The sequence below is a fragment of the Cryobacterium sp. GrIS_2_6 genome (assembly GCF_035984545.1).
In the GTDB taxonomy this organism is placed as follows: Bacteria; Actinomycetota; Actinomycetes; order Actinomycetales; family Microbacteriaceae; genus Cryobacterium.
The window spans coordinates 3,136,360-3,160,395 of the sequence record NZ_JAXCHP010000001.1 but is presented as its reverse complement, the minus strand read 5'-3'; the positions used below and the strand labels follow the sequence as shown (position 1 = coordinate 3,160,395).

Below are 24,036 nucleotides of genomic sequence, written 5' to 3'. Positions count from 1 at the left end.
CCGCTCCCGCCGAGCCGGCTCGCCGCGCCCTCGTTGCGCTGCAGTTCCTCGGTATGGGCGTCGTCTGGGGCTCGAGTTTCCTGTTCATGAAGGTCGCCCTAGCCGGAGTGAGCTTCGGGCAGATCGCGTGGTCGCGCCTCGTGCTCGGCGGCCTCACCCTCGGCCTGATCGTGCTCATCACCCGGCCCAGGGTGAACAACGGCCCCGTGCTGCCGCGCGAAGCGGCCGTGTGGCTGCACTTCCTCGTGATCGCTGTGAGCGGATGCGTCGTGCCGCATCTCCTCTTCGCGTGGGCCGAGCAGTACGTGTCCTCGAGCCTCGCCAGCATCTACAACGCCGTGACACCGATCATGACGGCCCTGATGGCGACCCTCGCCTTCCGCGTCGAACGGCTCGGGCGCGGGCAGGTGCTCGGGGTGGTCGCCGGCATCGCCGGCGTGCTCGTGATCATCGGGCCGTGGCGTTATGCCGCACTCACCGGGGACCTATGGGGCCAGCTCGCCTGCCTCGGCGCGGCGGTGTGTTACGGCTTCACGTTCGGGTACACCCGCCGGTTCCTGAGCGGGCGGCCGATCGCGGGGGCGACGTTCGCGTTCCTCAACATCGGGCTCGGCGGGGCGATCATGGTGCTGCTCACGCCAGTGCTGGCCTGGCACCCGGTGTCGCTCAGCCCGGCGATCGTCCTGAGCCTGCTCACTCTCGGCGCCCTCGGCACCGGGCTCGCCTACATCTGGAACATCAACGTGCTCCGTGCCTGGGGCCCGACGAACGCGTCGACCGTGACGTACGTGACGCCCGTCGTCGGCGTCGTCCTCGGGGTTCTGCTGCTCGGCGAGACGCTGTCCTGGAACGAGCCCCTGGGCGCGCTGCTCGTGCTGCTCGGCATCCTGCTCGCGCAGAAGCGCATCCGCTTGCCCCTGCCGCGCCGCGCCCTCGCCTAGCAGCGTCGCCACTGCCCGCGACAGCGGGTGAATCGTCGGTTTGCGGCAGCCATAACGACGATTCACCCGCTTTCGCGCCGGGGTGCGCACGGTATCGTTCAGTCATGGCCGAACACGAGGAATTGCCCGCCGGTGCGGGGCAGGATGCGATCGACGAATTGAACGGCATCCGCCAGAGCATCGACAACATCGATGCCGCCCTTATCCACATGCTCGCTGAGCGCTTCAAGTTCACCCAGCAAGTCGGTCGGCTCAAAGCCCGGCACGGTCTTCCCGCGGCAGACCCCGCGCGGGAGCTGCAGCAGATCCAGCGGCTGCGCGCGCTCGCCGAGGAGGCCAGGCTCGACCCCGGTTTCGCCGAGAAGTTCCTCAACTTCATCGTCGCCGAGGTCATCCACCATCACGTGGCGATCGCGGGCGGCCAGCCGGGCGTGGGAGACGGGCAGGCACCCGGCGCTGCCATCGGGGTCATGCCCGATTCGGCGATCGGTGCACCGGCTCCGGCGCCTGCGACTGCGGCGCCTGCAGGCCCCGCGTCATGAGCTGGGACCCGCGCGACCTCCCCGACCAGTCCGGCAAGACCTTCGTCGTCACCGGCGCCAACGCCGGCCTCGGCTATTTCACAAGCGAACAACTCGCCGCGACCGGTGCGCACGTCGTGCTGGCCTGCCGCAATCCCGTGAAGGCGGATGCCGCGATCGCGGCCATCCTCGGGCGGGTGCCCGGGGCATCCGTTTCGACGATCAACCTCGACGTCGCCGACGCCGACAGTGTGCGTACCGCCGCCGCGCTGCTGCTCGAGCTGCCCCGGCTCGACGGACTCGTGCTCAACGCCGGCATCGTGCACCCGCCCAGGACCCGCGAGTCGAGTGCGGCCGGCAACGAGATCGTGCTCGAGACGAACTACCTCGGGCACTTTCACCTCACCGCGCTCACCCTGCCTGCCCTGTTGCGCACGCCAGGCAGCCGGGTCGTCGCGCTCGGGTCGCTCGTGACCCGGCTGGTGGCCTCGCGCCTGGACAACCTGCAGCTCGTGACGGGGTACAGCGGCTGGGTCGCGTACGCGCAGTCGAAGATCGCGATGCAGGTGTTCGGCTTCGAGCTCGACCGGCGGCTCCAGCGTGCCGGACTCGGCGGCCCCGGCGGGGTGCAGAGCCTCGTTGCGCACCCCGGTTACTCGGTGTCGGGGCTGACGCCGGGCATCCGCGGGGTCAACGAGCCGAGCCGGCCGCAGCGTTTCGCCGACCACCTGCAGGGCCTGATCGGCGCCCAGGGCAAGGACCGCGGCGCCTGGCCGACGGTGCGCGCGACCCTCGACACGGATGCCCGCGGCGGCGAGTACTACGGCCCCCGTTTCCTGACCCGCGGCCTGCCTACTCGCCAGCGCCCCACCGCCACGAGTTTCGACCCCGCAGTCGCGTCGCACCTCTGGTCCCGCACCAAGGCCCTGGCCGGCGTCCCCTTCCCGCTCTGACCCTCCCGCGAAAGCGGGTGAATCGTCGGTTTGAGCGAGTGAAAACGACGATTCACCCGCTTCCGCGGAAAGGGGGTGGGGAAGCTAGGGAGTCCAACCGCGGGAATTGAGCGCCACGCGTACTTTGCGGATGGTGCTGGCCGGTCGCTTTCGGACGTGCGACTTGTTGATGCGAATCACCCGCCACCCTTCCTCCATCAGACGGTCTAGGCGATCGACGTCCCAGTGGTACTGCTCCTCATCCGTGCGGTGCTGTTCCCCGTCGTACTCGACGAGAACCCGATACTCGCGATAGACCAGGTCGCCGGTCGCGATCTTGATTCCGTTGCGATCGACGATCTCAACATTGAGCTCGGGCTCGGGAAGTCCGGCCCGCACCAGCAGCAACCGAAGTTCCGTCTCCCGCGCAGACGCCGTTCCCGGCCTGACCCACTGGAGTGCCTCCCGCAGCTTCTTCGCACCTCGATGGCCGGCATACCGGAGGGCGGCCCGTCGAAGCTGGTCGAGCGCGGCGACGGGTGCGCGCCGTCGTACCAGGGCGTCCCCGAGGATGATGAGCTCATCCAGATCCAGCAGGGTCGACAGCTGGCACCAGGTGTAGACAGCTGACGTCGTGCGTACCCCGCGCACCTCGACAACCTCGAGGCCTCGGTCGGCACTGTGGTGACCGATGACCCGGCGGCTCCCGTGCCGGGCAGCGGCATCCGCCGTGCAGACATGAAGGGTCATTGAATGCCCGAGGCGCTGCGGCAGCGGCAAACCGTGGATCTGCGCGGCGGTGACGTGGCTGAAGAAGGCGTTGGCAGACATCCGTTTGGCATAGGCCTGGATGCGCGACTCGATCGTGCGGAGCGCGTCCGGCGATGCGTGGATGCCGCGAAACGGATGCTCGAGATCTGACCGGCGCAAACGCCCCGGGCTGAGACCGGCATCCGCTCCCTCGGCAGTGGTGAACGCCGTCTCGCGCAGGCGAGGGGGAAGCGGCCGGGCGCGTTTCATCCCCGAATGATGCCAAAAATCCCTCACCCACGAGCGATCTCTCCACAGCCCCGCGTCGCCCAATCGCGAAAGCGGGTGGATCGTCGTTATGGCTGGGTCAAAGCGACGATTCACCCGCTTTCGCGGAACGGGGCGGGCCGCCCGCGCTAGGCGAAGTGCGCGGGGAGGGTGGCGCGGTGGCGCGACTGCAGGTCGGCGAGGGAGACCGTGAAGACGTCCTGGATCTCGAGCGCGTCGAGGGTGTTGTCGGTGACGCCGATGCGCAGCACCGGGTACCCGCGGCCCTCGCAGAGGCCGAGGAACTTCACGTCGTCCTCGCGCGGCACCGAGACGATGACGCGGCCGGCCGACTCCGAGAACAGGGCGACGGATGCGTCGATCCCGTCCCGCTCGCAGATGTCGCCGAGCCACACGCGGGCCCCGACCCCGAACCGGAGCACAGCCTCGGCGAGGGTCTGGGCGAGCCCGCCGGAGGACAGGTCGTGCGCGCTGTCGATGAGCGCCTCGATCGACGCCGCGTTGAGCAGGCCGGCGAGCCGCGCCTCACCGGGAAGGTCGACGACCGGCGGCATGCCGCCGAGGTGCCCGTGCACGACATCGGCCCAGGCCGAGCCGTCGAGTTCCTCGCGGGTGATGCCGAGCAGGTAGATGTTGTGGCCGTCGTCCTGCCAGCCGCTCGGCACGCGGCGGGCGACGTCATCAATCACGCCGAGCACGGCGACGACGGGCGTCGGGTAAATCGGCTGGTCGCCGGTCTGGTTGTAGAACGATACGTTGCCTCCGGTGACGGGGATCTCGAGCTCGAGGCATCCGTCGGCGAGGGCCGTGACGGCGCGTTCGAACTGCCACATCACCTCGGGGTTCTCCGGTGAGCCGAAGTTGAGGCAGTCGCTGATTCCGACCGGCACCGCTCCGGTCGCTGCAACGTTGCGGTACGCCTCGGCGAGGGCGAGCTGGGCGCCGCGGTACGGGTCGAGCTGGCAATAGCGGCCGTTGGCGTCGGTCGCGATGACGAAGCCGAGGCCAGACTCCTCATCAATGCGGATCATGCCGGCGTCGTCGGGGAAGGAGAGCGCGGTGTTGCCGAGCACGTAGCGGTCGTACTGGTCGGTGATCCAGCTCGGGTCCGCGAGGTTGGGCGAGCCAAGCAGCGAGAGGAACTGCTCGCGCAGGTCCGCGGCATCCGTCGACCGCGGCAGCGCAGAGGCCGAGTCGGCCTGCAGTGCGTCGATCCAGATCGGGTAGGCGACCGGGCGGTCGTAGACCGGGCCATCGATGGCGACCGTGCGCGGGTCGACGTTGACGATCTCTTCGCCGTTCCAGTCGATGACGAGCCGGCCGGTGTCGGTGACCTCGCCGAGCACGCTCGTTTCGACGTCCCACTTGGCGGTCATCGCGAGGAAGCCCTCGAGCTTCTCCGGCGTGACGACGGCCATCATCCGCTCCTGGCTCTCGCTCATCAGGATCTCCTCGGCGGTGAGCGTCGGGTCGCGCAGCAGTACCTTCTCGAGCTGGATGTACATGCCGCCGTCGCCGTTCGAGGCGAGTTCCGAGGTGGCACAGCTGATGCCGGCCGCGCCGAGGTCCTGGATACCCTCGACGAGCTTGTCGCGGAACAGTTCGAGGCAGCACTCGATGAGCACCTTCTCGGCGAAGGGGTCGCCGACCTGCACCGCGGGGCGCTTGGTCGGGCCGTCGGCGCTGAAGGTGTCCGAGGCGAGAATGGATGCCCCGCCGATGCCGTCTCCGCCGGTGCGGGCCCCGAAGAGCACGACCTTGTTGCCCACGCCGCGGGCGTTGGCGAGGTGCAGGTCCTCGTGGCGGAGCACGCCGACGGAGAGCGCGTTGACGAGCGGGTTGCCCTGGTATACCGAGTCGAACCAGGTCTCGCCGCCGATGTTCGGCAGGCCGAGGCAGTTGCCGTAGAACGAGATGCCGGAGACGACGCCGTGCACGACGCGCGCGGTGTCCGGGTCGTCGATGCGGCCGAAGCGGAGGGCGTCCATCACGGCGACCGGGCGGGCGCCCATCGAGATGATGTCGCGCACGATGCCGCCGACGCCGGTCGCGGCGCCCTGGAACGGCTCGATGTAGGAGGGGTGGTTGTGCGACTCGATCTTGAAGGTGACGGCCCAGCCCTCGCCGACGTCGAGCACGCCCGCGTTCTCGCCCATGCCGACCATGAGGTTCTTCTTCATGGCGGGGGAGACCTTGTCGCCGAACTGGCGCAGGTACTTCTTCGAGCTCTTGTAGGAGCAGTGCTCGCTCCACATCACCGAGTACATCGCGAGCTCGCCGCTCGTGGGGCGGCGGCCGAGGATCGTGCGGATCTCCTGGTATTCACCCTCGGTCAGCCCGAGGGCGCCGAAGGGCTGGTCCTTGTCCGGGGTGGCGATCGCGTTCGCGACGGTGTCGGCGATGCCGCGGGAGGGGGTGGTTGTAACTGCGGTCACGTGGCGTTCTCCCAGAGATAGCGGATGCTTGGCGCGTCCAGTCTACCGGTTGCCCCCCCCGCGCCCCTCCCGTTCCGATCCCGCCGTCACCGCATCTGTTCCCGCAGCGGCAACAGTTGTCGGAGATTCGGCCGGGATGCCGAGGCGGTGATCCGCGGCGGTGCCGCGCTCTACCCGACCCAGACCGCAACGACCGTGCGGGTCACCGGCGGCAAGGGCGGCGACGTCGTCATCGGCGACGGCCCGTACGCCGAGACCACAGAGGCCCTGACCGGCTTTTACCTGCTCGAGTGCGACAGCCTCGACGAGGCGATCCGGCACGCGGCCGCGATCCCCGCCGCCTGGAACGGCGTCGTCGAGGTGCGTCCGACGGTCCCGACCCTGATGTGATGACGGCGACGGATGCCGGCGGCACCGACCCGGCCGAGGCCCTCGCCGCGCTCCTGGTCGCGGAGCGGCGCCGGGTGCTCGCCACCGTCATCCGTCTGACCGGTGACCTGGTCCTCGCCGAGGACGCCGTCCAGGACACCGCCATCGGCGCCCTGGAGACCTGGCGTCGACTCGGCGTGCCGCCGAATCCGGGCGCGGCCGAACAAGGAACGGGAGGCGATCATCCTGGCCGTGCGACGGGCAGCCGACGACACCCCGCCCGGCATCGTCCGCGACGACCAGCTCCGGCTGATCTTCACCTGCTGCCATCCGGCGCTCGCGCAGGAGGCCCAGGTCGCGCTGAGCCTGCCCGTGCTCTGCGGGTTGAGCGTCGCAGAGGTCGCCCGGGCGCTCCTCGTCTCAGAGGCGACGATGGCCAAGCGCCTCACCCGGGCGCGACGCACGATCGCCGACGCCGGCATCCGCTACCGGGTGCCCGACGCGGAGGAGCTGCCCGGCCGGCTCGGCGCGGTCGCGACGACCGTGTTCCTGCTGTTCACCGAGGGCTACGCCTCCCGGTCGGCGGATGCCCCTGCCCCCGTGTCGGCGCGGCCTGAGTCCTCCGTGCCGCCGGTGCCGGCGCGATCATCGCCTGGTACGACGTGCTGCTCGCCCTCGACCCGAGCCCGGTCGTGCGGCTGAACCGGGCGGCCGCCCTCGCCGAGAGCGGCGACCCGGCCGCGGCGCTCGCCGTGGTCGACCGGATCGGCGGCCTCGACGACTACTTCTGGTTCCACGCGACCCGGCCGAGCTGCTCCGCAGGCTGGGGCGTCACCCGGAGGCCGGCGCTGCTGCCCTTGTGGCACGCGAGCTCACCGGATCTGCGGCCCAGCTCCGGCTGCTGGACCGTCGGCATCCGTTGTACGAGGCAACGCACAGAGTGGGTCCTGACCCCCGCGGCGGGCACCCCCCTGCGCGAGCGGATGCACCGTGGCACGATGAAGGGATGACCTACCTTCCGGCTGAAACCAGATACGAGTCCATGCCCTACCGCCGCACCGGGAAGAGCGGCCTCAAGCTCCCGGCCGTTTCGCTCGGGCTGTGGCAGAACTTCGGCGGGGTCACCCCGCTCGAGACGCAGCGAGCGATCCTGCGCCGCGCCTTCGACCTCGGCGTGACGCACTTCGACCTCGCCAACAACTACGGCCCGCCGTACGGGAGCGCGGAGTCCAACTTCGGGATTCACCTGAAGCAGGACTTCCGGCCGCACCGCGACGAGCTCGTCATCTCGACCAAGGCCGGCTACGACATGTGGGCGGGCCCGTACGGCGAATGGGGATCGCGTAAGTCGCTGCTCGCGAGCCTCGACCAGTCCCTCGGCCGGATGGGCCTCGACTACGTCGACGTGTTCTACTCGCACCGCGCCGACCCGGACACCCCGCTCGAGGAGACCATGGGCGCGCTGCACACCGCCGTCACGAGCGGCCGTGCCCTCTACGCCGGGATCTCCTCGTACTCGCCAGAGCGCACCCGGCAGGCCGCGGCGATCCTCGCCGACCTCGGCACGCCGCTGCTCATCCACCAGCCCTCGTACTCGATGTTCAACCGCTGGGTCGAGGACGACCTGCTGATCACCCTCGAGGACCTCGGCGTCGGCTGCATCGCTTTCTCTCCGCTCGCCCAGGGGCTGCTCACCGACCGGTACCTGCACGGGGTGCCCGCGGACTCGCGGGCGGCGCGGGCCGGGTCGATGAAACGCGACATGGTCAGCGACGAGACGCTCGTCCACATCCGTGCCCTCACCGATATCGCCGAGGCGCGCGGGCAGTCGCTCGCGCAGCTCGCCCTCGCCTGGGTGCTGCGGCGCCCGGAGGTGACGTCGGCGCTGATCGGGGCGTCCTCGGTCGCGCAGCTCGAGGCCAACGTCGCCGCCGTGGAGAACCTGAAGTTCACTGCCGCGGAGCTCAACGCGATCGACGCTCACGCCATCGACGCCGGCATCAACCTGTGGGAGGCATCCGCCGCCGTCTAAACCCAGCCCCCTGTTCGCGAAAGCGGGTGAATCGTCGTTCTGCGGCACTGAAAACGACGATTCACCCGCTTTCGCGGGACTGGGCACTGCGGGGCGCGGGTTACGCGCTCGCGAGCATCCGCTCGATCGCCGAGGTGAAGAACGTGAGTCCGTCGGTGCCGCTGCGCATCGCGGACGCGGTGTCGGGGCCGAAGCCGGCCTCGACCGCGTGTTCGGGGTGCGGCATCAGGCCGACGACGTTGCCGCGGGCGTTGGTGATGCCGGCGATGTCATTGAGGGAGCCGTTCGGGTTCAGTCCGACGTAGCGCACGACGACGCGGCCTTCGCCTTCGAGCTCGGCGAGGGTCGCGGCGGAGGCGATGAAGCCGCCCTCGCCGTTCTTCAGGGGGATGGTGATCTCCTGGCCGCTCGCGAAGCCGCTGGTCCAGACGGTGTCGGTGTTCTCGACGCGCAGCTGCTGGTCGCGGCAGATGAACGAGCCGTGGTCGTTGCGGATCAGCCCGCCCTCGAGCAGGTGCGCCTCGGTGAGCATCTGGAAACCGTTGCAGATACCGAGCACCGGCATGCCGCCGTTCGCGGCGTCGATGACCTCGGCCATGATCGGCGAGAGGCTCGCGATCGCGCCCGCGCGCAGGTAGTCGCCGTAGCTGAAGCCGCCGGGCAGCACGATCGCGTCGACACCGCGGAGGTCGTGCTCGCCGTGCCAGAGCGCGACGGGTTCGGCGCCCGCGATCCGGATCGCGCGCTGCGCGTCACGGTCGTCGAGCGATCCGGGGAAGGTGACGACGCCGATTCGCATCAGGCGGAGACCCCGACTGTGCTCTCTGCGCCCACGACGTGGATGCCGACGACGTCTTCGATCACGGCGTTGGAGAGCACGGAGTCGGCGAGTTCGCGCACTTCGGCGAGCACGGCCTCGTCGACGGGCCCGTCGACGGTGAGCTCAAAACGCTTGCCGAGGCGAACGCTCGTGAAGCGGGTCTTGCCGAGGCGGCCGAGGACGCCGGCGACGGCTTTTCCCTGCGGGTCGAGCAGCTCGGCCTTGGGCATAACTTCTACGACGATGGTTGGCATGGTTCACTCCGAGACGTCGGGGGCGTGGATGCCTCGATTCTACAGTCCACGGGGCCCGGTCCCGGGTCGGCTTCTACCGCCTCGGATCATGCTGTGTTGCGGAGAAAGCACCCTCCCGGCGCGGGCGGAGGTGTCTTCTTCGCAACTGAAACGTCGTGTCGGTCCAACCGGCTCCTACCGCCCGCTGCCGAGGCCCGCCTGCCCGAGCAGGACCCCGCGGAGCACGTCGAGGATCGCCGCGACCCCCTCGAGCGTCTCGACGAAGCTCGTGCTGAGCGGCGACAGCCCGATCCGCAGCCCCTCCGGCCCGCGGAAATCGGGGATGACGTCGTGTTCCCAGAGTGTCGTCGTGACCTGCCGCATCGCCGGGTGGTTGATCGTTAGGTGTCCGCCGCGGTGGGTGTGGTCGCGCGGCGACGTGAGCCGAACGCCGAGCGGCACGAGCCACTCGTCGACGAGGGTGATCGCGAATTCGGTGAGCGCGACCGACTTCGCCCGCACCTCCTCGATGCCCGCTTCGCCGATCATCGCGATCGTGTCCTGCATCGCGAGCATGCCGACGATCGGCGGCGTCCCGCTCTGAAACCGGCGGATGCCGTCGGCCGGGTGATACCCCGGCCCCATCGTGAACACGTCCTTCGTGCCCATCCAGCCCTGGATCGGCTGGGTGAGCACGTCCTGGAGGTCGCGGCGCACGTAGCCGAAGGCGGGCGCCCCCGGCCCGCCGTTCAGGTACTTGTACGAGCAGCCGACGGCGAGGTCGACGTCGCAGAGGTCCAGCTCGACGGGAACGGAGCCGACAGAGTGGCTGAGGTCCCAGAGCACGAGGGCGCCGACCGAATGCGCCGCCGCGGTGATCCGGCGCATGTCGGCGAGGAACCCGGAGCGGTAGGCGACGTGGCTGAGCAGCACGAGCGCCGTCTGCGGGCCGATCGCCGCGCGCACCTGGTCGAGTGAGACTCCGCAGGCGGGATCCGAGTGGATCCAGTGCAGGGTCAGGCCGCGCTCGGCGGCGATGCCCTCGAGTAGGTACCGGTCGGTGGGGAAGTTGTCGGTATCGAGCACGATCTCGGTGCGCGCCGGTTCGGAGCCGACTCTGCGGTAGTCCACCGCAGCCCGGGCGAGCTTATAGAGCAGTACGGTCGTCGAGTCGCCGATGAAGACCTGGCCAGGCGCCGCGCCGAGCGCGACCCGCCCAAGCTCGTCCCCGATCCGGAACGGAAGCTCCATCCACTCCTCGTCCCAGCCGCGGATCAGCCGGGTTCCCCAGTTGTGGGTGAGGAACTCGGTGATCCGCCCGACACTCGCGAGGGTGGGCCGGCCGAGCGAATTGCCGTCGAGGTAGACGAAGGGATCGGCCGCGGCGCCCGCCGCCGTGCCTGCCTCAGTGCCCACGAACTGCCGACGGTAGTGGGCCAGCCCGTCGATCCGGTCCATTCGGCGGGCGAAGACGAGGTGGGCATCCGTGCCCTCGCCGGCGGTGCGGCTCGGATCGGGGGGAGGCGTCATCGGGAGTCCTCGGTTCTCAGGGATGCTGCGGGCCGTCGACCGACCACTGCGGTTCTCCGGCGAGATTCACGGGTTCGCATGCGAGACCCGGTTCTCCGGCGAGATTCTATCCCGGACGAGGGATTTCGGGCGCAGGCACAGGCGACGTGGAGGATTCCCTCCGACTCGTCATAGCCGGGGGACTTACAATCGACTCCATGACTTCGTCCGAACCGACCCCGCAGGACGGCGCACAACCGCGTCGGCGCGACGCCCGGCAGAACCGAGAGCGCCTGATCGTCGAGGCGCGGGCTCTCATCGCGCAGAACGGGGTCGACGCCTCCCTCGAGGAGATCGCCCGCCGCGCAGACGTCGGCGTGGCCACGCTCTACCGAAACTTCCCGACCAGGGACGACCTCGTGCGCGCTCTCTACGACATCGCGCTCGCCGAACTCGCGACCGTCCGCGATGAGATCGCCGCGGCTCCGACGGCCTGGGCCGGCATCGAGCTCTACATGGAGCGTGCCGCCGAGTGGCTTGTCGCCGATCCTGCGCTCCCGCACATTCTCAAGCGCATGGAGGTCATCGACCCGGGCAGCGGCAAGGGCACCGAGTTCCAGGCCGTGATCGCCGGCCTCGTCGCCCGCGCCAAGAAAGACGGTGCACTCCGGGCGGATGTCGACGCGGTCGATCTCGCGGTTCTGGTCACCATGGTCGGTTCTCTCGGCACGCACGGCGGCGGCCACACCGGCCAGTGGCGCAGGCAGCTGGCGATCGTGCTCGACGGCCTGCGGCTCCCGGCCACGGACCGGCCCCGGCTGCCCGGCCGGCCGCTCGCCGCCCGCGAGTTCCAGGCTGCGGTCCACGGGCTCACCCGACGCGCCAAGCGCGCGGCATCCGGTGCCGGTTCCGGGCGCTGAGTGAAGATTGCGACCGTGAAAGCTCAGAGGGCACCCTCCCGTCCTGACCCGCGTCGCCGCTCCTCGTCCGCCCACCCCGTTGCGCCGGCCCGCGCCCGCCGCAACGCGCCGACTGTCGCCGTTTGCGCCGACTGTCGCCGTTTGTGCCGACTGTCGCGGGTGGGCCGGGTCACCTCGGCGGTAGCGGCGATTCTCGGCGCAGGCAGGGGCGCCATAGGCTTAAGGCCTCGGCAGCACGGCGGCAGCCCCGGCCGTCAGGTCGGAATGGAGAGCACGATGAGCACGATCGACCCCACTGCCACCCCGCCAGCGACCGGGCGGCATTCGGCAGAGGCCGCTGTCGCTGACCCCTCGGCTGTCGGCGCCGTTGACGACACCGGCACCGATGTTGATGTCGTTGTCGGCGGCCCCGACACGGCCCCGCCCATCGGCCCGTTCGACGGGTGGCCCGGGGTTCCGCGGTTCGGCACCCTGCCCGTCCCCCTGGCGGATGCGGTCGCGAACGTCGGCATCGACCTTCCCGTCGGGCGCGTGACAGCCCTGCATGCGCGGCCGGAGGCATCCGCTCGCGGTGTCGTGCTGCTCGTTCCGGGCTTCACCGGCTCGAAGGAGGACTTCGGCGGCTTCCTGCCGCTTCTCGCCGAGCGCGGCTGGGACGCCTGGTCGTACAGCCAGCGCGGGCAGGCGGACTCGGCAGCCCCCGCCGGCGCCGAAAACTACACGCTCGAATCTTTCGCCCAGGACGTCGTCACCGTGGCCGCACTCGTCGGCGGCGGCGGGCCCGTGCACCTGCTCGGGCACAGTTTCGGCGGCGTCGTCGCCCGGGCCGCGGCGATCCTGGCGCCGGAGGCATTCCTCGACGTCACCCTGCTCTGCTCCGGTCCGCACGGCTGGGCCGGGCGGATGGAGCGCGAGGCAGCGATCGTCCGCGAGCGCGGTTCGGCGGCGTGGTGGAACGAGGACAACCCGCACACCGTCGGTCTTCCCGACGCCGCCCTGACCGCCGACGAAGCGTTCCGTCGTCTGCGGATGGGGGCCACGAGCGACGACCAGCTGCTCGGTGCGGCAGCGATCCTCAGCGACGAGAACGACACCACCGGCGAGCTGCTCGCGACCGGTCTCGACACCCTCGTCGCGCACGGCGTCGACGACCCGGCCTGGCCGCAGGACTGGCAGGCGAGCATGGCCGGCCTGCTCGATGCCCGGTACGCGATCATCCCGGAGGCCGCGCACTCGCCGCAGCTCGAGAACCCGAAGGCGACCGCCGACCTGCTCGACGAGTTCTGGGGTCGCGACCGCGCGCATCCGCCTGCGAACCCGCAACAGCAGTAGCCGCCCGCCCTGTCGGAGTGCGTCTCGGCGCCGTGCGCGGGCGCGCGCCCGTCGCCGTCAGGCGGGGAGCGCCGTGCGCACCACGATCTGGTTGCCCCAGGGGTCGTCGAAGCCGAGGGTCTGCCCGTCGTGCCGGGTCTCGATGCCGAAGTGGGACATCCGCTCGGTGAGAGCACCGAGGTCGTCTGCGCCGGGCAGCACGATGTCGACCTCGCCGAGGCCGAGGGCGACGCGGCGCCTGCCCGAACCGGCGCTGTTCCAGGTGTTCATCGCCATGTGGTGGTGGTAACCGCCCGCGGAGACGAAGAGCGCGGACGGGCCGAAGTCGGCCGTCGCCTCGAAGCCGAGCCGGTCGACGTAGAAGGCGCGGGCGGTGGGCACGTCGCCGACGGAGAGGTGCACGTGACCCACGATGGCGTTGCCCGCACCGGGCTCGGACACGCCAGCCTCGGTGAGGTGCTCGCCGATGAAGGCGTTGGGGTCGAGGGCGAGCGTGGCCATCTCGACCTGGCCGTGGGCCCAGCCCCACTCGGTGCGGTCACGATCCCAGTAGAGCTCGATGCCGTTGCCCTCGGGGTCGGCGAAGTAGAACGCCTGGCTGACGAGGTGATCGGCGCTGCCGGTGAAGGTGCCCGGATGCTTCGTCGCGACCGAGTAGACCGCCGCGGCGAGCTGCGCCTGGGTCTCGAACAGGATCGCGGTGTGGAACAGGCCGCTCGAGCGGGGCTCGGGGGCCGCGAGTTCTGGCGCGTGCTGCAGGATCACGATCGGGGTCTCGCCGCGCCCCATCACGGCGATGGGGCCGTCCTGGCTGAGCAGGCTCAGGGTGACGGCGTCCCGGTAGTAGGCGATCATGCGGTCGAGGTTGCCGACGCGCAGGGTGACGGCGCCCATTCCGGTCGCCGCGGGGAGGAGTTCTGCTGCAGATCTGGTCACACCTGCGTCAACGGATGCCCCCGCCCCGGTATTCCGCCGACGACGGGCAGGAGAGGTCAGTCCTGGTGCAGCTGGATCAGGTTGCCGCAGGTGTCGTCGAAGAGGACGGAGGTGCCGAAGGCATCCGTGTACGGTTCGCTCGTGAACTGCACGCCGAGGCGGCCAAGGCGCTCGTATTCGGCGCGGACGTCGGGGCTGCCGAAGACGATCGCGGGCAGGCCGAGGGCACGGATGCCCTGGGCGTACCTCGCGGCCACCTTGTTGTCGCTCGGTTCGAGGAGGAGGCCGACGCCGTCCGGGTCCTCTGCGGACTTGACGATGTACAGCTGGTGCTCCGGCATGGCGAGAAGCTTCTCGAATCCGAGGACGGACGTGTAGAAATCGAACGCGGTGGCGGGGTCTTTCACGTGGACGCTGCACATCTTGATTCGCATGTCGGGAGCGTAACATTCGGCGGCGCCGGGCGCCGAGTCCTGTGACCGCGCGCGTCGGTCAGGCGACCGGGGTGTCCCCGGCGAGCCGGGTGAGCAGTTCGCGGTAGCGGGCGGCGGTGCGCTCGATGATGTCCTCCGGGAGCGCCGGGGGTGTGCCGGTCTGGTCCCAGTGCGCGCTCAGCCAGTCGCGGACGATCTGCTTGTCGAAGCTGGACATCCGCTGTTCCGGGGTCGTGCCGGTCTGCCAGAGGGTGGCGTCCCAGTAGCGGCTCGAGTCGCTCGTCAGCACCTCGTCGGCGAGGGTGATCTCTCCGGTCGCCCGGTCGGCGCCGAACTCGAACTTGGTGTCGGCGAGGATCACCCCGTTCTGTTCGGCGATGACGGACGCCCGGCGGAAGATCTCGAGGGAGAGGCGGCGCAGCTCGGCGGCGACGTCGGCGCCGACGAGCTCGACGGTGCGCTCGAAGGAGATGTTCTCGTCGTGCTCGCCCATCGGGGCCTTCCACGCGGGCGTGTAGATCGGTTCGGGCAGGCGGTCGCCGTTCTGCAGCCCCGCAGGAAGCGGCAGGCCGCAGACCGTCTGGCTGGCCTGGTATTCCTTCCAGCCCGAGCCGGTGAGGTAGCCGCGAACGACGCACTCGATCGGGAACATGTCGAGGGTCCTGCAGAGCATGGCGCGGCCCGCGACGGCGGCCGGGATGCCCGCGGCCGTCTTGCCCGCGGCCGGGTCCTCGGTGCCGGTGCCGGCGGCGGCCGTGTTCGCCGCCTCTACCAGCAGGTGGTTGGGAATGCCGGCGAGCTGCCCGAACCACCACAGGCTGAGCGTAGTGAGCAGCACGCCCTTGCCCGGGATGCCGGGCTCGAGCACGTGGTCGAAGGCGCTGACGCGATCGCTCGCGACCACGAGCACGCGGGAGGCGGCGTTCAGGTCGGGTGCTGCGGCATCCGCTGCCGGATCGGCCGGGACGTACAGGTCGCGGACCTTGCCGGAATAGGCATGGCGCCAGCCCGGGAGGTCGAGAGGGGCGGATGCGGTCGGCTTGTCAAGTGCGGTCACCGCCCCATTCTCCCGCACCGGCCAGCCCCCGCGCCAAACCCGCCCTTCCGGCCGCGCCAGCGGAGAGGCCGTTTCGCGGAGCGACAGGTCAGGCGACGACGCGGGCGGCGATATCCGTGCGGAACTGCGCACCCTCGAGGGTGATTTCGGCGAGGGCGGCATACACGCGGCTGCGGGCCTCGGCGAAGCCGTCGCCGAGCGCGACCACGCTCAGCACCCGGCCGCCGGTGGAGACGAGTCTTCCGTCGACGAGGGCCGTCGCGGCGTGCGCGATCGTGACGCCGTCGACGGCGGATGCGGCATCGAGCCCCACGATCGCCCGCCCGGTGACCGGGGTCTCCGGGTAGTTCTCGCTCGCCAGCACGACGGTCACGCAGGACTCTGCCGAGAACATCGGCCGCGCCATGCCGCCGAGCCCGCCGGTGGACGCCGCGAGCAGCAGCCCCGAGAGCGGGGTCACGAGCCGGGGCAGCACGACCTGGGTCTCGGGGTCACCGAAACGCGCGTTGAACTCGATGACCCGGATGCCGCCATCCGTCAGAATCAGCCCGCAGTAGAGCAGCCCGATGAAGGGGGTGTCCTCGGCGGCGAGCCTGCGGACGGTCGGTAGGGCGATCGTGTCGAGGACCTCGTCGACGAAGGCCTGTTCGCTGCCGAAGCCGGCGTCGAGCCAGGGCAGCGGCGAGTATGCGCCCATGCCGCCGGTGTTCGGGCCGAGGTCGCCGTCGGCGAGGCGCTTGTAGTCCTGCGCGGGGGAGAGCGGCAGCACGGTGTGGCCGTCGCTCAGGAAGAACAGGGAGACCTCCTGGCCGGCGAGGAACTCCTCGATGAGCACGCCGCCGTGCTGCAGCCAGCGCTCGGCGTGGTCGAGGGCGGCGAGGCGGTCCTCGGTGACGAGCACGCCCTTGCCGGCGGCGAGGCCGTCGGCCTTGACGACGTAGGGCGCCCCGAAGGCGTCCAGGGCGCGGGTCGCCTCGGCGAGGGTGCCCGCGCGCTCGGCGCGGCCGGTCGGCACGCCGGCCTCGTCCATGATGCGCTTGGCGAAGGTCTTGCTGCCTTCGAGGGCTGCGGCGGCGCGGCCAGGGCCGAACACCGGGATGCCCTGCGCACGCAGCGCGTCGGCGACGCCGGCGACGAGGGGAGCCTCCGGGCCGATCACAACGAGGTCGACGCCGTGCTCGATCGCGTATTCCGTGACGGCGCCGGGCACGTTCGGGTCGAGGGCGACGACGGGCACCGCGGCGGCCATTCCGGCGTTGCCGGACGCGGCGACGACCTCATGGCGGGGCTCCTCGCGGAGCAGCGCGGTGATGATGGCGTGCTCGCGGGCACCGGAACCGAGGACCAGAATTCTCACCGGTTCAGGCTACCGGATGCGCCCCACCCCCGGACCCCAGGCGCGCCCCGGACGGGTGCCCCGTTCCGCCGGGGGCTAACTCAGGACGAATTGCCGCGCGCCCCTGGCGAGCGCCCGCAAACACGCGGCGGGGTAGCCCACTGGCCGCAGATTTCCTGAGTTAGCCGCCACCGGGCAGGCGCACGGGGCCGGGGCACTCCGGGCGCGCGGCGCATCCGGGGCGGTCGGTCCCGGGAACCCGGCAGAATGGGGGGATGGCTAAGGCGAGGATCGACGACGGGGTGGGCCGGGCCGCGGTGCGCGGCTACGCGGCGGACCCGGCTGGCGCGAGCAGGGACATCCGTGCGCTCGCCGTGCGCTACACCCTGCAGTTGCTCTCCGAAGAGGCCAACGGCAACACCCTCGAGGTGCGCGTGCCGCCGTTCGGCGCCGTTCAGTGCATCGCGGGCCCCCGGCACACCCGGGGCACACCGCCCAACGTCGTCGAAACGGATGCCGCCACCTGGCTCGCCCTCGCGACCGGCGAGCTCGTCTGGTCCGACGGTCTCGCGAGCGGGCGTATCCACGCGAGCGGACAGCGCGCCGACCTTGCCGCGCACCTGCCGCTGCCCCTCGCCCCGTAACCGCACCTCCCGCGCCTCCCGTGCTTCTCGCGAGGGGGTCAGGCGAGGTTCGCGGCTACCTCGGCGCGGGTCGGCATCGATGCCGTCGCGCCGGCCAGGCATCCGCTCCACCGGACACGGCACCCCTGGAACCCTCGGCGAGCCGGGCGACGAGCGCGCCGACGAAGGTGTCCCCGGCTCCCGTGGTGTCCACAGGGCGCACCGGCCGGGACGGAGCGAGCCCGAGTGCGACGCCGCCGCGGGCGACAATGCACCCCTCATCCCCGAGGGTGACGATCGCCCAGCCGCGGCGCGCGCTGAGGGATTCTGCCGCGCGCGCGGCATCCGCCTCACCCGTGAGCTCCTCGGCCTCGAGGCGGTTGGCCACGACCAGGTCGACGCCCGCGAGGAACGCCGCAGGCAGCGGCACGACCGGAGCGGGCGTGAAAACCGTGAACGTGCCCGACGCCCGCGCGACCGCGAGCCCCTCAACGAGCACCGACACCGGCAGCTCGCACTGCAGCACGAGGAAGTCCGCCGCCGCGATCGCCGCGCGCTGCCCCTGGTCGAGCACGGTCACGGATGCCTTCGCTCACGAGCAGCGCGCGGAGTTCCGTCCGGTAAGCGTCGCGTCCGACCGCGCCGGTTCCCACAGCCCACATCCCGCGCCCGCGCCGGCTTCCGCTACCCGCGCCTGCCGTTTCGGTAGCAGCGTGCCGAAACCGGCGCGGCGGCGACCGCACTCCCGTTCTCCCGGCGCACTCCCGGGGCGCGCGTGCGAGAATGTCCCCATGAGCGCAACCGAGCAGCCAGGGAACGACATCGCCCCCGTGCAGCCCGCCCCGGGCGCGGCCGTCCCCGAGATTCTCGTCGGCCAGGCCGCGGCCACCGTGCGGCGTTCCCCGCGCTACCTCAACTTCATGATCGTCGGCGCCGTCCTCGGGGCGGTCACCGCGCTGATCCTCACCGTCGGCTTCCCCCAGACGGCCGAATTCGGACTCCTCCAGGTCTTCGGATTCCTCCTCCTCGTCGGCGTCGTCGTGGGCCTCGCCCTCGGTGCGCTCGTGGCGATCGTGATCGACCGATTCACCGTTCGCTCGGTCCAGACAGTCGTCGTCGATAGACTGGGCGTCTACGGCGTGAGCGAGACGAACGCTCCCTCCGAGGCAGACGACCCCCCAACATCCAGCGCTAATACGCTGTAAAGATAGTTAAGAGGCATCGATTTGGCTGGTGGCGACGGACTTCTCGGTCACGATCTCTTGCAGGGCGAGAAGGGGCCACAGGATGCCTGTGGCGTCTTCGGTGTGTGGGCTCCCGGTGAAGAGGTAGCCAAGCTCAGCTACTTCGGGCTGTACGCCCTGCAGCACCGCGGCCAGGAATCGGCCGGAATCGCGACGAGCGACGGCAGCAAGATCCTGATCTACAAGGACATGGGCCTCGTCGCCCAGGTCTTCAACGAGGCGGCGCTGAGCACCCTCATCGGTCACATCGCGGTCGGACACACCCGCTATTCGACAACGGGATCCTCAAGCTGGCAGAACGCCCAGCCGACCCTCGGCCGAACCTCGAGCGGAACCGTCGCCCTCGGCCACAACGGCAACCTGACCAACACGGCCGAGCTGCTCCAGCTCGTGCACGAGCGCTACCCGAAGGTCGAGGGTGAACTCGCCCGCGGCAACACCACGGACACCGCCGTCATCACCGCCCTCTTCACCGGGGACCTCGACCACACCCTCGAGGCCACCGCGCTCGAGGTGCTGCCTCGCCTGCGCGGTGCGTACTGCCTCGTCTTCATGGACGAGACCACCCTCTACGCCGCCCGCGACCCCCAGGGCGTGCGTCCGCTCGTCCTCGGCCGGCTCGAGCGCGGCTGGGTCGTCGCCTCGGAGACCGCTGCCCTCGACATCGTCGGGGCGAGCTTCGTCCGCGAGGTCGAACCCGGCGAGCTCATCACGATCGACGAGAACGGCCTCCGCTCGCAGCGGTTCGCCGAGTCCAAGCCCGCCGGCTGCGTCTTCGAGTACGTCTACCTCGCCAGGCCGGACACCACGATCGCCGGTCGCGGCGTGCACGAGGCCAGGGTCGAGATGGGCCGCCGCCTCGCCGCGGAGTACCCCGTCGAGGCCGACCTCGTGATCCCGACCCCCGAGTCCGGCACCCCGGCCGCGATCGGCTACGCGCAGGCATCCGGGATCCCGTTCGGCCAGGGCCTCGTCAAGAACTCCTACGTCGGCCGCACGTTCATCCAGCCGTCCGAGACGATCCGCCAGCGTGGCATCAAGCTCAAGCTCAACCCGCTCAAGGCCGTGATCAAGGGCAAGCGCCTCATCGTCGTCGACGACTCGATCGTGCGCGGCAACACCCAGCGCGCCCTGGTCAGCATGCTCCGCGAGGCCGGCGCCGCCGAGGTGCACGTGCGCATCTCGAGCCCCCCGATCACCTGGCCCTGCTTCTACGGCATCGACTTCGCCTCCCGGGCCGAACTCATCGCGACCGGCCTCGGCGTCGACGAGGTGCGCCAGGCCATCGGCGCCGACTCCCTCGGCTACCTCTCCCCTGAGGGCATGATCGCCGCGACCGAGCAGCCGCGCGAGCGCCTGTGCACCGCCTGCTTCACGGGCGTGTACCCGATCCCGCTCCCCGACGCACTGCACCTCGGCAAGAACCTGCTCGAGCGCACCGCCCCGGCCGGGGCGACCGATTCGACGCGGTCGACGGCGTCCGCAGGGTCGCCGGTCGTCGCGAGCGACGCATCCGTCGCCGCAGCAGAGGCCGCCCGCACGTCAGACGGATGCGACCCGGGCCCCGACGCGGAATACGAACCGCTCCTCGACCCGGCTTCGATGCGGGCGAGCACGCGAACCCCCGTGCGCGGCACCCAGGGACAGTTCATGATCGGCGATCCAGGAAGACAAGAATGAGCAACGCATCGTACGCGGCAGCCGGAGTCGACACCGAGGCGGGTGACCTCGCCGTCTCGCTGATGAAGGTGGCCGTCTCGCGCACCCACGGCGCAGAGGTGCTCGGCGGTTTCGGCGGTTTCGCCGGGCTCTACGACGCCTCGTTCCTCACCGCGTACAAGCGCCCGTTGCTCGCGACCTCGACCGACGGCGTCGGCACCAAGGTCGCGATCGCCCAGGCCATCGACAAGCACGACACCATCGGCCAGGACCTCGTCGGCATGGTCGTCGACGACATCGTCGTGGTCGGCGCCCGCCCGCTCTTCATGACCGACTACATCGCCTGTGGCCGGGTCGTGCCCGAGCGCATCGCCGAGATCGTCGGCGGCATCGCCCGCGCCTGCGCCGAGACCGGCACCGCCCTCATCGGCGGAGAGACGGCAGAGCACCCGGGGCTCCTCGGCCCAGACGACTACGACGTCGCTGGAGCCGCGACCGGCGTCGTCGAGGGCGACCAGGTGCTCGGCGCCGAGCGCGTTCGCGCTGGCGACGTCGTCGTCGCGCTCGCCTCGTCCGGCCTGCACTCCAACGGCTTCTCGCTCGTCCGGCACATCCTCGCCGAACGGGGCATCGGCTACACCGACACGTCCGGCGAACTCGGCGGGGTCGTCGGAGAAGTACTCCTCGAGCCGACCCGGCTCTACACCGGCCCGCTGCTGAGCGTGCTCGCAGACCCCGAACTCGCCGGCGCGGTGCACTCGCTCAGCCACGTCACGGGGGGCGGCATCGCCGCGAACCTCGCCCGGGTCCTCCCGATCGGCGCGTGGGTCGAAGTGGACAGGTCGACCTGGTCGCCCGCCCCCGTCTTCCGGGTGCTGAGCGCCTTCGCGGGCAGCACCCTGGAGAGCTCTGAAGGCACCTGGAACCTCGGCGTCGGCATGTTCGCCGTCGTCGCAGCGGATGCCGCGTCCTCGGTCATCTCGAGCCTCGCGGCCGACGGGATCCCGGCCTGGGTCGCCGGACGCGTGTCCACGGCCCCGCACGACCTCACCGGTTTCGTGCAGGGTGCCAAGGGCGTCAACGGCGGCGCTGTGCGCCTGGTCGGCGGCTACGCGGCCTGACCTGCGCGCCCGCGCCGCGGCATCCGCCGGCGCCCGCCCGCCCGCCACGGCAGCGCCGAGTGTCGCCGCCCACGCCGAGTGTCGGCGCTGTGCGCGGTCGCCTCGGCGGAAACGGCGACACTCAACGTGTAACGCCGACGCGTATGAGCGAATGCTGCCAAGTCGCTGGGTACCGCGCGCTCAGCGCGGTGCGGATGCCGACGCACGCAAAACGGGCGCCGTAAGTGGCGCCCGGTGCAGTGAACGGCGGTCAGGCGCGCTTCTGCTCGTCTTCGGTTGCGTAGGTGTCGACGTATCGGTCGGGTTCCTCTGACGTACTCGGCTCGTACTCCGGCCACTTGGCCAGGTCCTCGTCGAGACGCTCGTCGTCCACGGGATGCCCCGTGAGCTCGCGTTCGAGCGCGTTGTAGTTGGTGTCCGGGCTGAAATACTTCAGCTCACGGGCGACCTTGGTGTGCTTTGCTTTTTGACGGCCGCGCCCCATGCGAGACCCCCTAACGATGCCAGGCCAGGTGAGGAATGAGTCACCCGGGAGTTGCCGAACGGAATGGTGAAAACTAGGCGCTAGTTTAGCATGGTGGGCCTGAAGGCCCGCTTGTGGCTCGGGGGGCGAACCGCGGCGCACACGGCGATCTTACGCCCGACGTACGCTGGTGAAGAGGGGGGACGCGATGTCGAGTGAGGCGAGCGTTCCGGTCGTCATCGTCGGAGCAGGGCAAGCCGGCCTCGCGGTCGCCTACTACCTGCGCAAATTCGAGCTGATCCCGGGGCGCGACTTCGTGCTCTTCGACCGCGGCCCGGACGCGGGCGGCGCGTGGCAGCACCGCTGGGCGGGACTCCGTCTCGGGTCGGCGCACCGGGTGAACGACCTGCCCGGCGTGAGCGAACTCGGCCTGAGTTTTGCGACAGCCGACCGTGACCGCCCCGCCAGGGACGTCGTCACCGAGTACTACCGCAGGTACGAGGAGCACTTCGACCTCAGGGTCGTGCGACCGGTCACCGTAACCGCCGTCTTCAATCGCAGTGCCGACCTCGTGATCCGAAGCGCGTCGCCCGGGTTCGGCGACCACGAGACGACCGCTCGCCTGCTCGTCAATGCCTCGGGAACCTGGGGCGCCCCGTTCGTGCCGCACTATCCGGGAGCAGCGAGCTTCGCCGGGCAGCAGCTGCACACCTCGGGCTACCGGGCGGCCGAGGATTTCGCCGGCCGGAGGGTCGTCGTCGTCGGCGGCGGGACATCCGCCATCGGGTTCCTGCTCGAGCTCGAACACGCCGCCGCAGAACTGACCTGGGCCTCACGGCGCCCGATCGACTGGGTGCACACCGATCAGCTCGACCTCGAGGGGGCGTCGGCCGCGGTCGCCGCCCAGGACGAGGCCGCCCGGTCCGGTCGCGCGCTGCCGAGCATCGTGAGCGGGACCGGCGTGCCCGTGAGCCGCCGGATCGCCGCGGGGATCGAACGCGGGGTGCTCACCGCCCGGCCGATGTTCGCGAGTATCGAGCCGACCGGGGTGCGCTGGGCCGACGGCAGCTTCACGGAAGCGGACGTGATCATCTGGGCGACCGGGTTCCGTCCGGAGGTGCGGCACCTGGCCCCGCTGAAGCTCCGCGCCACGGGCGGCGGACTCGTCGTCGGATCAGGGGCGAGCTGGACCGACCCGAGGATCTTCCTCGCCGGGTACGGGCCCCAGGCGAGCACGATCGGCGCGCACCGGGCCGGCCGGATGATCGCCCGCCAGGTCGTCGCCCTGCTCTGACCCGTCTCCCGGCTCAGCGGGCGAGGAGGTAGCCGGCGGCGCAGACCGCGATGCCGAGCAGCAGGGTGCCGACGAGGTTGAGAACGGCGGAGCGCCAGCGGCCCTTGAGTGCGAGGTCGATCGTCTCGACGCTCCAGGTGCTGAACGTCGTCAGCCCGCCGCAGACCCCGGTCAGGAGCACGAGCCGGAGGTCGCTGCTGAGCACGGCGCGCTCGGCGAGCCCGAGGATCACGCCGCCGAGCAGAGCCCCGGCCACGTTGACGATCAGCACGCCGATCGGCAGGCGGCCCGGTCCCACCGGGAGGGCGCGCGATACGAAGTACCGCACCACGGCTGCGGCACCGCCGCCGGTGACCACGGCGGCGAAGACGAGGGCGTTCATGACCGAGCCCCGGCATCCGCTGCGGGGCGGTGACGGATGCGCCCGCCGAGCCAGACGCCGAGCGCGGCCGCCGGGAACCCCAGCAGCAGCGTCGCGAGCAGGTACAGCCCCGCCAGCGGCCACGACGAGGCCGCGCCGAGGGAGACGAGGGACACCATCACGGCCGAGAACGTCGTGAAGGCGCCCAGCGCGCCAGGGCCGAGCAGAAGCTTGAGCCAGACCGGAACCGCGGGGCGGGTCCAGAGGCCGGCGACGAGCCAGCCGAGCACGAACGCCCCGACGGTGTTGATGATCAGGGTGCTGGCCGGGAACTGGGTGTCGTTGTGCGGCAGCGCACGGTCGATGCCGAGCCGCAGGGCCGTGCCGATGATGCCGCCGGCGAATACGGCCAGTGCGTTCCGCACC

Annotated in this window: 27 protein-coding genes; 14 read left to right on the top strand and 13 right to left on the bottom strand. The window is 70.7% G+C overall.

The genetic code is table 11. The features are described 5' to 3' along the window. The first annotated feature begins 53 nt into the window (after positions 1–53). The 3 genes from RCH22_RS15460 (at position 54) to RCH22_RS15450 (ending at position 2,415) form a co-directional block, all read left to right on the top strand. Positions 54–941 carry a DMT family transporter gene (locus tag RCH22_RS15460; protein WP_327015544.1) on the top strand — a complete coding sequence of 296 codons (888 nt, stop codon included), beginning with the start codon at positions 54–56 and terminating at the stop codon, positions 939–941. Positions 942–1,045: 104 nt separating this feature from the next. Continuing rightward, positions 1,046–1,483 (top strand): chorismate mutase, encoded by a 438-nt coding sequence (locus RCH22_RS15455; RefSeq protein ID WP_327014589.1) that lies wholly within the window; start codon positions 1,046–1,048, stop codon positions 1,481–1,483. Then, a complete protein-coding gene (locus RCH22_RS15450) occupies positions 1,480–2,415 on the top strand; it encodes an SDR family NAD(P)-dependent oxidoreductase (protein WP_327014588.1) in 936 nt (311 codons plus the stop codon). Before RCH22_RS15455 ends, RCH22_RS15450 begins: the two co-directional genes overlap by 4 nt. Before the next feature lie 84 nt (positions 2,416–2,499). Here RCH22_RS15450 and RCH22_RS15445 read toward each other — a convergent pair whose 3' ends face one another. Both RCH22_RS15445 and purL read right to left on the bottom strand, forming a co-directional pair. After that, positions 2,500–3,414: a DUF559 domain-containing protein gene (locus RCH22_RS15445; RefSeq protein WP_327014587.1), complete on the bottom strand. Its 915-nt coding sequence runs from the start codon at positions 3,412–3,414 to the stop codon at positions 2,500–2,502. A gap of 146 nt (positions 3,415–3,560) precedes the next feature. Then, on the bottom strand, positions 3,561–5,867 hold the full coding sequence (gene purL, locus RCH22_RS15440; RefSeq protein WP_327014586.1) for a phosphoribosylformylglycinamidine synthase subunit PurL: 2,307 nt from the start codon (positions 5,865–5,867) through the stop codon (positions 3,561–3,563). Between the two features lie 147 nt (positions 5,868–6,014). Between purL and RCH22_RS15435 the strand changes: the two genes are divergently transcribed. The 4 genes from RCH22_RS15435 (at position 6,015) to mgrA (ending at position 8,268) form a co-directional block, all read left to right on the top strand. Beyond that, positions 6,015–6,257: a YciI family protein gene (locus RCH22_RS15435; protein WP_327014585.1), complete on the top strand. Its 243-nt coding sequence runs from the start codon at positions 6,015–6,017 to the stop codon at positions 6,255–6,257. A gap of 231 nt (positions 6,258–6,488) precedes the next feature. Beyond that, positions 6,489–6,938 carry a sigma factor-like helix-turn-helix DNA-binding protein gene (locus tag RCH22_RS15430; RefSeq protein ID WP_327014584.1) on the top strand — a complete coding sequence of 150 codons (450 nt, stop codon included), beginning with the start codon at positions 6,489–6,491 and terminating at the stop codon, positions 6,936–6,938. Further along, entirely contained in the window at positions 6,899–7,246 is a 348-nt protein-coding gene (locus RCH22_RS15425) for a hypothetical protein (protein WP_327014583.1), read from the top strand. The genes RCH22_RS15430 and RCH22_RS15425 overlap by 40 nt, the downstream gene beginning before the upstream one ends. Continuing rightward, positions 7,243–8,268 (top strand): L-glyceraldehyde 3-phosphate reductase, encoded by a 1,026-nt coding sequence (gene mgrA, locus RCH22_RS15420; protein ID WP_327014582.1) that lies wholly within the window; start codon positions 7,243–7,245, stop codon positions 8,266–8,268. The genes RCH22_RS15425 and mgrA overlap by 4 nt, the downstream gene beginning before the upstream one ends. Positions 8,269–8,368: 100 nt before the next feature. Here mgrA and purQ read toward each other — a convergent pair whose 3' ends face one another. From purQ to RCH22_RS15405, 3 genes are all read right to left on the bottom strand, one after another. After that, a complete protein-coding gene (gene purQ, locus RCH22_RS15415) occupies positions 8,369–9,067 on the bottom strand; it encodes a phosphoribosylformylglycinamidine synthase subunit PurQ (RefSeq protein ID WP_327014581.1) in 699 nt (232 codons plus the stop codon). Then, positions 9,067–9,342, bottom strand: coding sequence for a phosphoribosylformylglycinamidine synthase subunit PurS (gene purS, locus RCH22_RS15410; RefSeq protein ID WP_327014580.1), 276 nt, complete (start codon positions 9,340–9,342; stop codon positions 9,067–9,069). The genes purQ and purS overlap by 1 nt, the downstream gene beginning before the upstream one ends. Before the next feature lie 174 nt (positions 9,343–9,516). Then, positions 9,517–10,779, bottom strand: coding sequence for an aminotransferase class V-fold PLP-dependent enzyme (locus tag RCH22_RS15405; protein ID WP_327015543.1), 1,263 nt, complete (start codon positions 10,777–10,779; stop codon positions 9,517–9,519). A 269-nt stretch (positions 10,780–11,048) separates the two neighbouring features. Here RCH22_RS15405 and RCH22_RS15400 point away from each other — a divergent pair, with 269 nt between their 5' ends. Continuing rightward, entirely contained in the window at positions 11,049–11,750 is a 702-nt protein-coding gene (locus RCH22_RS15400) for a helix-turn-helix domain-containing protein (RefSeq protein WP_327014579.1), read from the top strand. 276 nt (positions 11,751–12,026) lie between these two features. Next, positions 12,027–13,082, top strand: coding sequence for an alpha/beta fold hydrolase (locus RCH22_RS15395; protein WP_327014578.1), 1,056 nt, complete (start codon positions 12,027–12,029; stop codon positions 13,080–13,082). Positions 13,083–13,139: 57 nt separating this feature from the next. Here RCH22_RS15395 and RCH22_RS15390 read toward each other — a convergent pair whose 3' ends face one another. The 4 genes from RCH22_RS15390 to purD all read right to left on the bottom strand — a co-directional run bounded on the left by RCH22_RS15390 (position 13,140) and on the right by purD (position 16,866). After that, positions 13,140–13,976 (bottom strand): VOC family protein, encoded by an 837-nt coding sequence (locus RCH22_RS15390; RefSeq protein ID WP_327015542.1) that lies wholly within the window; start codon positions 13,974–13,976, stop codon positions 13,140–13,142. 98 nt (positions 13,977–14,074) lie between these two features. Continuing rightward, entirely contained in the window at positions 14,075–14,452 is a 378-nt protein-coding gene (locus tag RCH22_RS15385; RefSeq protein WP_327014577.1) for a VOC family protein, read from the bottom strand. A 58-nt stretch (positions 14,453–14,510) separates the two neighbouring features. After that, positions 14,511–15,509 carry a phosphoribosylaminoimidazolesuccinocarboxamide synthase gene (locus RCH22_RS15380; protein WP_327014576.1) on the bottom strand — a complete coding sequence of 333 codons (999 nt, stop codon included), beginning with the start codon at positions 15,507–15,509 and terminating at the stop codon, positions 14,511–14,513. A gap of 88 nt (positions 15,510–15,597) precedes the next feature. Beyond that, the gene (gene purD / locus RCH22_RS15375) at positions 15,598–16,866 is read right to left on the bottom strand and encodes a phosphoribosylamine--glycine ligase (RefSeq protein ID WP_327014575.1); all 1,269 of its coding nucleotides are present in this window, start codon (positions 16,864–16,866) and stop codon (positions 15,598–15,600) included. A gap of 254 nt (positions 16,867–17,120) precedes the next feature. Between purD and RCH22_RS15370 the strand changes: the two genes are divergently transcribed. Further along, the gene (locus RCH22_RS15370; RefSeq protein WP_327014574.1) at positions 17,121–17,489 is read left to right on the top strand and encodes a sterol carrier family protein; all 369 of its coding nucleotides are present in this window, start codon (positions 17,121–17,123) and stop codon (positions 17,487–17,489) included. Positions 17,490–17,544: 55 nt separating this feature from the next. Here RCH22_RS15370 and RCH22_RS15365 read toward each other — a convergent pair whose 3' ends face one another. Then, positions 17,545–18,048 carry a PfkB family carbohydrate kinase gene (locus RCH22_RS15365; RefSeq protein WP_327014573.1) on the bottom strand — a complete coding sequence of 168 codons (504 nt, stop codon included), beginning with the start codon at positions 18,046–18,048 and terminating at the stop codon, positions 17,545–17,547. A gap of 211 nt (positions 18,049–18,259) precedes the next feature. On the opposite strand from RCH22_RS15365, the gene RCH22_RS15360 reads away from it, so the two are divergent. The 3 genes from RCH22_RS15360 to purM are packed head-to-tail and all read left to right on the top strand — an operon-like array spanning position 18,260 to position 21,492. After that, positions 18,260–18,673, top strand: coding sequence for a hypothetical protein (locus RCH22_RS15360; protein ID WP_327014572.1), 414 nt, complete (start codon positions 18,260–18,262; stop codon positions 18,671–18,673). A 21-nt stretch (positions 18,674–18,694) separates the two neighbouring features. Then, positions 18,695–20,392 carry an amidophosphoribosyltransferase gene (purF, locus tag RCH22_RS15355; RefSeq protein WP_327014571.1) on the top strand — a complete coding sequence of 566 codons (1,698 nt, stop codon included), beginning with the start codon at positions 18,695–18,697 and terminating at the stop codon, positions 20,390–20,392. Next, on the top strand, positions 20,389–21,492 hold the full coding sequence (purM, locus tag RCH22_RS15350) for a phosphoribosylformylglycinamidine cyclo-ligase (protein WP_327014570.1): 1,104 nt from the start codon (positions 20,389–20,391) through the stop codon (positions 21,490–21,492). The genes purF and purM overlap by 4 nt, the downstream gene beginning before the upstream one ends. Positions 21,493–21,742: 250 nt before the next feature. On the opposite strand, the gene RCH22_RS15345 is transcribed toward purM, so the two are convergent. Next, positions 21,743–21,976, bottom strand: coding sequence for a DUF3073 domain-containing protein (locus RCH22_RS15345; protein ID WP_327014569.1), 234 nt, complete (start codon positions 21,974–21,976; stop codon positions 21,743–21,745). Between the two features lie 187 nt (positions 21,977–22,163). Between RCH22_RS15345 and RCH22_RS15340 the strand changes: the two genes are divergently transcribed. After that, positions 22,164–23,249: an NAD(P)-binding domain-containing protein gene (locus RCH22_RS15340; protein WP_327014568.1), complete on the top strand. Its 1,086-nt coding sequence runs from the start codon at positions 22,164–22,166 to the stop codon at positions 23,247–23,249. 13 nt (positions 23,250–23,262) lie between these two features. Here RCH22_RS15340 and crcB read toward each other — a convergent pair whose 3' ends face one another. Both crcB and RCH22_RS15330 read right to left on the bottom strand, forming a co-directional pair. Then, entirely contained in the window at positions 23,263–23,631 is a 369-nt protein-coding gene (crcB, locus tag RCH22_RS15335) for a fluoride efflux transporter CrcB (RefSeq protein ID WP_327014567.1), read from the bottom strand. Further along, entirely contained in the window at positions 23,628–24,035 is a 408-nt protein-coding gene (locus tag RCH22_RS15330; protein ID WP_327014566.1) for a CrcB family protein, read from the bottom strand. Before RCH22_RS15330 ends, crcB begins: the two co-directional genes overlap by 4 nt. Position 24,036: the final 1 nt, after the last annotated feature.